Raw genomic sequence first — 8699 nt, 5'->3', positions numbered from 1 at the left:
CACTATAGGTGATCACGTGGGGTCCTGGCCTGAAGAATGATCTTGTGGTGAGACCTTCTTCTACCAGGACCCCACGCCCACATCTCTCCAGGCCACCGGCCATCCCCATTCCACTGAGATCACCTCAATGGAAATCGGAGGTTCGATTTCCATTGAAATTGCGTGCCGGGACCGGTCGCGGACGTTGGTGCGTCAGCGGATGTGGAGGCGCTCCGGGCGGAAGAACGAGATCGTGTAGCTCTTCCAGGGGTTGTCGTAGCCGAAGGTCCGGTCGATCGCCTGACGCGCGTGCAGCGCGTTCTCCACCATGGAGCTGGCCAGGAGCTCGGTCGCCGGCGCACTGCCCTCGGGCACGTCCGGGATCTTCGCCGACGGCTTCCCGCCCAGCAGGTCGTCCACCGCGCGCAACGCCGGGACCGCCACCGCCTGCTCGGCCTCCGGCCGGAACGCCAGCGTCGCGACGTCCTGGCGCAGCGCGGCCAGCGCGATCGCCGCGTCCCGCGTCGCCCGGTCGTCGTCGGTCTCCTCGCCCGTGCCGTCCAGCAGCGCGGGCATGCCCAGCAGGTCTTGGGTCCGCCGCAGCGCCAGCACGTTCGCCGCCTGCAGCGCCGCGGGCAGGTCGACGCCCTGACCGGCCGCCCGGACGCTGCGCAGCAGCTCGGACACCGCCCACACCGTCGAGCGCACCGCGCCCCGCACGTCCGGCAGGATGCTGCTGGGCAGCACCAGGTACGCGACGTAGCCGACGATCAGCGCGATGGCCGCGCCGACCGCGGTGTTCGCGGCGAAGCTGATCCCGACGTTCACCAGCGGCCGCTCCAGCCGCATCGCCTGGTCCACGACGGTGATCACGATCAGGCAGCCCAGCAGCGTCTGGTATTCGGTGCGCAGCCGCTGCATGCTCAGCAGCATCCCGCCGATCACCAGCGGCACCAGCAGGAACGCGCCGGGCAGCAGCGTGATCAGCAGGGCCAGCGCGGTCACGCCGAGCACCGCGCCACCGGTGCGCTCCAGCGCGCCGGTCATGCTGTCGCGGGCCGCGGGCTGCAGCACCACGTACAGCGCGAGCAGCAGGCTCGACGCCGACGGATCGCCCACCAGCAGCACGATCACCATGCCGAAGGCGACCGCGAGCGTGCAGCGCAGCGCGTGCCGGAACAGCGACGACCGGAACGACAGGTGCGCGCGGACCGCGCCGATCAGCCGCTCGCGGGTAGCGCCGGGCGCCTGCGGCGGCAGCGGCGTCTCGACGCGGCGCACCACGGTCGCCCGGATCCGCTCGAGACCCTGGTTGATGCCCTGCACGGCGTCCGGCAGGTCCTGCCGTCCGCCGCGGGAGAGCACGGCCTCCGCCGGGTCGCGGCGCGCCGCGTGGGGAAGTCCGGTGCAGGCGCGGGAGCGGACCGCCCGGGCCAGCTCCGCGGCGACCTGGTCGGCTTCCGCGACGATCTGCTCCAGCCGCCCGGCCTCGATGCGGTCGCTCTGCGCGGCCTGCGCGAGCAGCGTCTCGCGCGCGGCGCGGAACCGCGCGGCACCGGCCAGCACCTCGCCGAGCCAGGTGCTGGAACCGTCCGCCCGCCATGCGGCGGCCGCGGATTCGACGACACCGGGACCGGGTTCGAGCAGCGTCCGCGCGACGGCCACCCGGGTGGCCCGGCCGGGATCGCTCAACCCGCTGATCACCCGCAGCACCAAGGCGAACGCCGCACCTGAGGCGGCTGCGGCCAGCAGCATCCACGCCGGCTGGTCGCTGCCGATACCGGTCGTGGTGGACACCAGGGTCGCCGCGGCGAAGGTCTGCCCGCCGACGCGGTAGTGCTCGCCGAGCGCGGGCAGCATGCCGGTGCCGAAGACCACGACCGCCACCACCAGCCCGGCCAGCACCGGGATGTTGGCCAGCAGCGGTCCCACGGCCATCACCAGCACCAGGGCCGGGGTGAACCAGACGAACCGCCGCAGGTCCGAGCGCAGCGACTGGCCGCCGGTGGCGACCAGCGCGAGCACCGCGGTCAGGCCGGCCAGCAGCGCAGGGGTCTGCAGCTCGAACAGCCAGCCGACGGCGGTCCCGGCGATCACCGCGATCAGCACCAGCACGGCGTACTGGCGCTGCCGGGGGTCGGGTGCCCCCGCCTCGGTGGCCAGCAGTCGCTGCCGGGCACGGGCCAACGCCGACTTTGCAGTCGAGACCGATTTAGCCACGCTGTCGAAAACCCCTGTCATCGTCGTTCGCGCAGCGCGCAGCAGATCGCGCGCGCCTGCGCGGGCGTGCGATCTTCCGGATTACGCGCTTCTCACCCAGCTTGTCGACAAGGCGCACCATTCGGGTTACAGATCCGGGATGGAAATCACTCTATTAGGGGTCATGTTGGGGGTCAGTACGAGCGCGGGCTGACCCGCCAGAAGGTCGACACCGGTCCGACCCCGGCGCCGAGCGGGTAGGCGTGCGACACGCTGCGCGTGACGAACCGCTTGCCGCTGCGCACCGCGTCCGGCATCGAGGAGCCCTTCGCGAGCGCCGCGGTGATCGCCGAGGCGAAGACGTCACCGGCGCCGTGGGTGTGCACCGTGGCGTAGCGCGGGCCGGGCAGCGGGATGGCCTCGGAGCCGTCGAAGAGCAGGTCGATGCACTCCGGGTCGTCCTCCAGGTGACCGCTCTTGATCAGCACCCACTCGGGGCCGAAGTCGTAGATCGCCTTGGCCGCGTCCAGCAGGTCGGCGCGGGTGCGCGCGTCGATGCCGGTCAGCAGCCGCACCTCGTCGAGGTTCGGGGTCACCAGGGAGGCGCGCGGGAACGCCTCGTTGCGCAGCGAGTCCAGCGCGTCCTGCCGGAGCAGCGGCTCACCGCTGCGGGAGGCGGCGACCGGGTCCACCACGAACGGCGTGCGCCCGCCGCGACCGATGCCGTGCTTGTCGCAGACCTCCAGCACCGCCTCGATGGTCGCCGCGGAGGCGAGCACCCCGGTCTTGGCGGCGTCCACGCCGATGTCGGAGGCCACCGCGTCGACCTGCGCGGCGACGGTCTCCGGCGGGATCTCCACCAGACCGGTCACGCCGACGGTGTTCTGCACGGTCACCGCGGTGACCGCAGTCATCCCGTGCACCCCGCAGGAGAAGAACGCGCGCAGGTCGGCGTGCATCCCGGCGCTGCCCCCGGAGTCCGAACCGGCGATGGTCAGCGCGGTCGGAGGGGCGGTGTCGTTCGCGGGCCGTGCTTCGTGCTCCGCCGAGATCTCGTGCATCCACTTCATGTTACGGGCCCAATCCGGCCGATCCACCGGGGAGCACGCACCCATTTCCGCAGGTCAGGTTCCGTGAGTCTTTTGGGTCGCCAGAACAGCCCAAAAGACTCACGGTCCCCGGCCGGCCGTGCTCGGGTCAGGTGTCGTGAGTGCTTCGGGGCGTCAGAGCACCCCGAAGCACTCACGACCGGGTCAGTCGGCGAGGGGGAGGTAGACCTTGCCGCCCGCGCCGGAGAACTCCTCGGACTTCTCCCGCATGCCCGCCTCGATCGCCTCGACGCTGGTCAGGCCGCGTTCTTCGGCGAACTTGCGGACGTCCTGGGTGATCTTCATCGAGCAGAACTTCGGTCCGCACATGGAGCAGAAGTGCGCCGTCTTGGCCGGTTCGGCGGGCAGCGTCTCGTCGTGGAACGCCTTGGCCGTGTCCGGGTCGAGGGACAGGTTGAACTGGTCGGTCCAGCGGAACTCGAACCGAGCCTTGGACAGCGCGTCGTCGCGCTCCTGCGCGCGCGGGTGGCCCTTGGCCAGGTCGGCGGCGTGCGCGGCGATCTTGTAGGTGATCACGCCGGTCTTGACGTCGTCGCGGTTGGGCAGGCCGAGGTGCTCCTTGGGCGTGACGTAGCAGAGCATCGCGGTGCCGGCCTGGGCGATCATCGCCGCTCCGATGCCGGAGGTGATGTGGTCGTAGGCGGGCGCGATGTCGGTGGTCAGCGGTCCGAGCGTGTAGAACGGCGCCTCACCGCACAGCTCCTCCTCCAGCCGGACGTTCTCCGCGATCTTGTGCATCGGCACGTGGCCGGGGCCCTCGATCATCACCTGCACGTCGAGGTCGCGGGCGATGTGGGTGAGCTCGCCGAGGGTCTCCAGCTCGGCGAACTGCGCGCGGTCGTTGGCGTCGGCGATGGAGCCGGGCCGCAGGCCGTCGCCGAGCGAGAACGTGACGTCGTAGTCGCGCAGGATTTCGCACAGCTCGCTGAAGTGCGTGTACAGGAAGCTCTCCTGGTGGTGCGCCAGGCACCAGGCGGCCATGATCGACCCGCCGCGGGAGACGATGCCGGTGACGCGCTGGGCGGTCAGCGGCACGTAGCGCAGCAGCACCCCGGCGTGCACGGTCATGTAGTCCACGCCCTGCTCGCACTGCTCGATCACGGTGCCCCGGTAGATCTCCCAGGTCAGCGCGGCCGGATCGCCGTTGACCTTCTCCAGCGCCTGGTAGATCGGCACGGTCCCGATCGGGACCGGGGAGTTGCGCAGGATGCGCTCGCGGGTCTCGTGGATGCGCTTGCCGGTGGACAGGTCCATGACGGTGTCGGCGCCCCAGCGGGTGGCCCACACCATCTTCTCCACCTCCTCCTCGACGGAGGAGGTCACCGCGGAGTTGCCGATGTTGGCGTTGACCTTCACCAGGAAGTTCTTGCCGATGATCATCGGCTCGCTCTCCGGGTGGCAGCGGTTGGCCGGGATCACCGCCCGGCCGCTGGCCACCTCGTCCCGGACGAACTCGGGGGAGACGCCTTCGCGGGTGGCGATGTACTCCATCTCCCGCGTGATGGCACCGGATTTGGCCCAGCCCAGCTGGGTCCGGTGCTCTCGCCCGTCGGTCCACCCCGCCCGCATCCGATGAAGTCCACTGTGGACGTCAATGGTGGCGTCGCCGTCGGTGTAGGCCCCGGACGTGTCGTACACGTCGAGGTGTTCACCGTTGGTCAGCTCGATGCGGCGGAATGGCACCTGCAGGCCGGATTCGGTGCTGCGGAACACCTTTCGCGAGCCGTTGATGGCCCCGGTGGTGATCTCGCTGGCGTTCTCGGACGCGTTCGGACGCACGTCGGCCACTGCCAATCCACTCCCTACGCCGGCATTACCCGGTCAGGTTCTGCGGTCGGCGGCCCCGGAGTTCTCCAGCCGCCCTCTCAGCCCGCTGTTGGTGCGAGCTCCCGCGGTCTTCGTTTGTCGCTGCCCGACGGTAGCCGCAACCCGCGGCGCTGCCAACCCCCGCTCGTCCAGATGTCCGGGGAAAGGCCTCGCTGAGCAGGGATGAGCGGATTGTCGGGCCGATGCGGCGATGTGCGCGAGGACCTGATCAGTCCTCGTCCTCGGCGAAGGGGTCGCCGTGCTCCGCCGGGTCCCAGGACAGGCCCGGGACGCCCCACTCGTTGCGCTTGATCATCTTCTTCGCGGCCCGCTTGTGGCGGCCCACCAGGCGGTCCAGGTAGACGTAGCCGTCGAGGTGGTCGGTCTCGTGCTGGAGGCAGCGGGCGAAGAAACCGGTCCCCTCGGCCTCGACCGGCTTTCCGTCCACATCGGACCCGGTGACCTTCGCCCAGCTCGCGCGGCCGGTCGGGTAGGACTCGCCGGGCACCGACAGGCAGCCCTCCCAGTCCTCGTCCGGGTCCGGCATGCTCTCCGGGATCTCCGAGGTGGTCAGCTCCGGGTTCACCACGACACCGCGGTGCTGGACGCCCTCGTCGTCGGGGCAGTCGTACACGAACACCCGCAGGTCGACACCGATCTGGTTGGCCGCCAGCCCGACGCCGTTCGCGGCGGCCATCGTCTCGAACATGTCCTCGACGAGGGTGCGCAGCTCCTCGTCGAAGCGCTCCACCCGGCGCGTCGGGTTGTGCAGCACCGGGTCGCCGTAGACGCAGATCGGGTGAACAGCCATGGGCGGGACTTTATCGGTAAGCCCGGCCATCGGTTCGGGGTGCTCTTTTCCGGTACCCGCCGGTCCGATCACCACCCGTCGCGAATCGGGGCATGGTGTAATCAGGGGCGGAATCACAGCCGTGTGATTCCGCGAACGCGCCGAAGGCCCGGATCGCGAGGCGAGGAGTCGGATGGACGCCGCCCAAATGCTGACCGCGCAGGAGATCGCTCGCCAGTGCGAGCAGTTGGCCCGCGTGCAGGAACAGCAGAGATCGCCGGAGGGGCGGCGGTTGCGGTTGGCGGAACCACCGGTGCCCGAGCCCGCCGCCGAACCCGTCGCGGCCCCCGAACCGGAGCCGGAGCCGCTGCCGACCGGGGCGCTGACCGACCGGGAGCGCGGGGTGCTCGCCTTCGAAGCGCAGTGGTGGAAGCGGTCGGGTGCGAAGGAGCAGGCGATCCGGGAGCTGTTCGACATGTCCGCGTCCCGGTACTACCAGGTGCTGAACGCGTTGCTGGACAGTCCTGCAGCTTTTCGCGAGGACCCTATGCTGATCAAACGGCTGCGCAAGGCACGGGCGGCTCGGCAGCGCGCACGGGCCGCTCAACGACTGGGAATCGAGTTGCACTGATGACTTCAGGGGAATCCACCGGACCCGCCAAGGCCAAGATCGTCGGCTACGGACTGATCGGGGCCGGTGTGATCGCGGGCGCCATCGGCCTCGCCACGCTGTTCTCCGGCGGCGACACGTCGAACACCGCTCAACCGCTGCCCCCTGAACCGGGGAACTACCCGGCGCAGTCGTCGCTGGTGCAACCGCAGCCCCCGGGGCCGGGCAGCGCCGACCCGGAGCAGAAGCCCGAGGAGCCGCAGCAGCCCGCGCCGCTGCCGCCGGCGGCCGAGAACGGCCAGCAGCCCGGGCAGAACGGCCAGCAGCAGCCGCCTGCGGGACAGCAGAACCAGCAGCGACCCGGCACGCCGAACGGTTCCGGTCAGGGGACCGAGCAGATCGTGGTGCGGGTCTACAACAACAGCACCATCAGCGGCCTGGCGCACCGAGCCGCCGAGGACTTCCGGAAGGCCGGCTACGACGTGCCCGAGGTGGGCAACTACTCGGCGGGCCTCATCCCGACGACCACGATCTACTTCCGCCCGGGCACCCAGGAGGAGGCGCAGGCCAAGGACATCGCGGCCCGCTTCGGAGCCCGCGCGGAGGCCCGCTTCGAAGGCATCCAGGACGCCACCCCGGGCCTGATCGCGATCATCACCAACGACTACAAGGGCCCCTCCGCCGCGAAGTGACTCCGGTTCCCGGTGAAGGGCATCTCCCAGCACGGGAGGTGCCCTTCACCGCGTTTGGGACCGGGCGTAGGACTCGAGGGTCGCGAGTTGGGCCGGGTCGAGGGACGGGCGGACCGCGGTGCGCGCCGTGGCCAGGTGAGCTGCTGAGACCTCGGCTGCGGAGAGGGATTCGCGCATCGCGGTGAGGGCTGCTTCGCGGATCAGGGCTGCGCAGTCCGCTGCCGAGTAGCCGTCGAGGTCGGCCGCCAAGGCTGGGATGTCTACATCGGACGCCAGTGGCGTGTTCTTCGCCGCTGCGCGGAGGATCGCCTCGCGGGCTTCGGCGTCCGGCGGCGGGACGTAGACGAGGCGCTCGAGCCGGCCTGGGCGCAGCAGGGCCGGGTCGACCAGCTCAGGGCGGTTCGTCGCGCCGAGGACCACGACGTCGCGCATCGGCTCGACGCCGTCGAGTTCGGTGAGCAGCGCGGCCACCACGCGGTCGGCCACGCCGGAGTCCGAGGACTGGCCGCGGCGGGGTGCCAGCGCGTCGACCTCGTCGAGGAACACCAGCGCCGGGGCGGCGTTGGCGGCGCGGAGGAACAGCTCCCGGACCGCCCGCTCGGACTCGCCGACCCACTTGTCCATCAGTTCCGCGCCCTTGACCGCGAGGACGTTGAGCCGTCCGCTGCCGGCCAGGGCCCGGACCAGGAACGTCTTCCCGCAGCCCGGCGGGCCGTAGAGCAGGACGCCGCGCGGAGGTTCCACGCCGAGGCGGGTGAAGGAGTCCGGGTACTGCAGCGGCCAGAGCACCGTTTCGGTGAGGGACTGCTTGACCTCGGTCATGTCGCCGACGTCGTCGAGGGTCAGGCCGCCGGTCTGCAGGTTGTCCGATGTGGACATCGAGATCGGGCGGACCGAGGCCAGCGCGTCCAGCAGGTCCTGCTGGCGGATGCGCGCGTCGGCGGCGTCGTCCTGGTGGCGCAGGGCCGCGCCGACGGCGGCCTCCCGGCACAGCGCGACGAGGTCCGCGACGACGAAGCCCGGTGCGCGCTCGGCGACCTCGGACAGCTGCACGTCCTCGGCCAGCGGGGCGTTGCGCAGCAGCACCCGCAGCAGGTCGGTACGGGTGGTGTCGTCGGGGAGTCCGAGCGTGAGCTCCCGGTCGACGACGCCGGGCTCGCGCAGCCGGGGGTCGATGGCCTGCGGCTGGGAGCTGGTGACGACCACGGCGAGCCGCTCGGTGCCGATCGCGCTGCGGATCGCGTCCAGCGCGACGGTGGCCAGCGGCGGCGGCTCGGTGCCGGGCAGCAGGCTCTCCACGTCGGTCAGCAGCAGGACCCGGCTGCCCCGGGCGCTGGTGGCGCGGTCGATCGCCTCTTGCAGGCGCTTCGCGGCCGTGCCCGGTTCGAGCGCCGCGATGCTCGGTGCGGCGACCTCGACCAGCTCGGCGCCGATGTCGGTGGCGACGGCCCGGGCCAGCGTCGCCTTGCCGACGCCGGACGGACCGCTGAGCCGCACGCCGAGGTGCGGTTCGG

General features: G+C 71.1%; 7 protein-coding genes. 2 read left to right on the top strand and 5 right to left on the bottom strand.

Annotated elements, in window-relative coordinates:
* Positions 1-192 precede the first annotated feature (192 nt).
* The 4 genes from OU415_RS37310 to OU415_RS37295 all read right to left on the bottom strand — a co-directional run bounded on the left by OU415_RS37310 (position 193) and on the right by OU415_RS37295 (position 5904).
* Entirely contained in the window at positions 193-2166 is a 1974-nt protein-coding gene (locus OU415_RS37310) for an FUSC family protein (protein ID WP_270954469.1), read from the bottom strand.
* A 206-nt stretch (positions 2167-2372) separates the two neighbouring features.
* A complete protein-coding gene (gene thiD / locus OU415_RS37305; protein WP_270954468.1) occupies positions 2373-3239 on the bottom strand; it encodes a bifunctional hydroxymethylpyrimidine kinase/phosphomethylpyrimidine kinase in 867 nt (288 codons plus the stop codon).
* Between the two features lie 192 nt (positions 3240-3431).
* A complete protein-coding gene (gene thiC / locus OU415_RS37300; RefSeq protein WP_270954466.1) occupies positions 3432-5075 on the bottom strand; it encodes a phosphomethylpyrimidine synthase ThiC in 1644 nt (547 codons plus the stop codon).
* Positions 5076-5322: 247 nt separating this feature from the next.
* Positions 5323-5904 (bottom strand): peptide deformylase, encoded by a 582-nt coding sequence (locus tag OU415_RS37295; RefSeq protein WP_270954464.1) that lies wholly within the window; start codon positions 5902-5904, stop codon positions 5323-5325.
* 292 nt (positions 5905-6196) lie between these two features.
* On the opposite strand from OU415_RS37295, the gene OU415_RS37290 reads away from it, so the two are divergent.
* Together OU415_RS37290 and OU415_RS37285 are read left to right on the top strand one after the other, a co-directional pair.
* A complete protein-coding gene (locus OU415_RS37290) occupies positions 6197-6514 on the top strand; it encodes a DUF3263 domain-containing protein (RefSeq protein ID WP_408641997.1) in 318 nt (105 codons plus the stop codon).
* Complete coding sequence (locus OU415_RS37285; RefSeq protein WP_270954462.1) at positions 6514-7185, top strand: LytR C-terminal domain-containing protein; 672 nt, start codon at positions 6514-6516, stop codon at positions 7183-7185. The genes OU415_RS37290 and OU415_RS37285 overlap by 1 nt, the downstream gene beginning before the upstream one ends.
* Positions 7186-7230: 45 nt before the next feature.
* Here the strand turns inward: OU415_RS37285 and OU415_RS37280 are convergent.
* Positions 7231-8699 (bottom strand): AAA family ATPase (locus OU415_RS37280; protein ID WP_270954461.1); only part of this gene is annotated, 1469 nt, incomplete at its 5' end.

This window comes from Saccharopolyspora oryzae, assembly GCF_027853915.1.
In the GTDB taxonomy this organism is placed as follows: Bacteria; Actinomycetota; Actinomycetes; order Mycobacteriales; family Pseudonocardiaceae; genus Saccharopolyspora; species Saccharopolyspora oryzae.
Note: the sequence above shows the minus strand (reverse complement) of the source record. Positions and strands in the feature narration are given on the sequence as shown.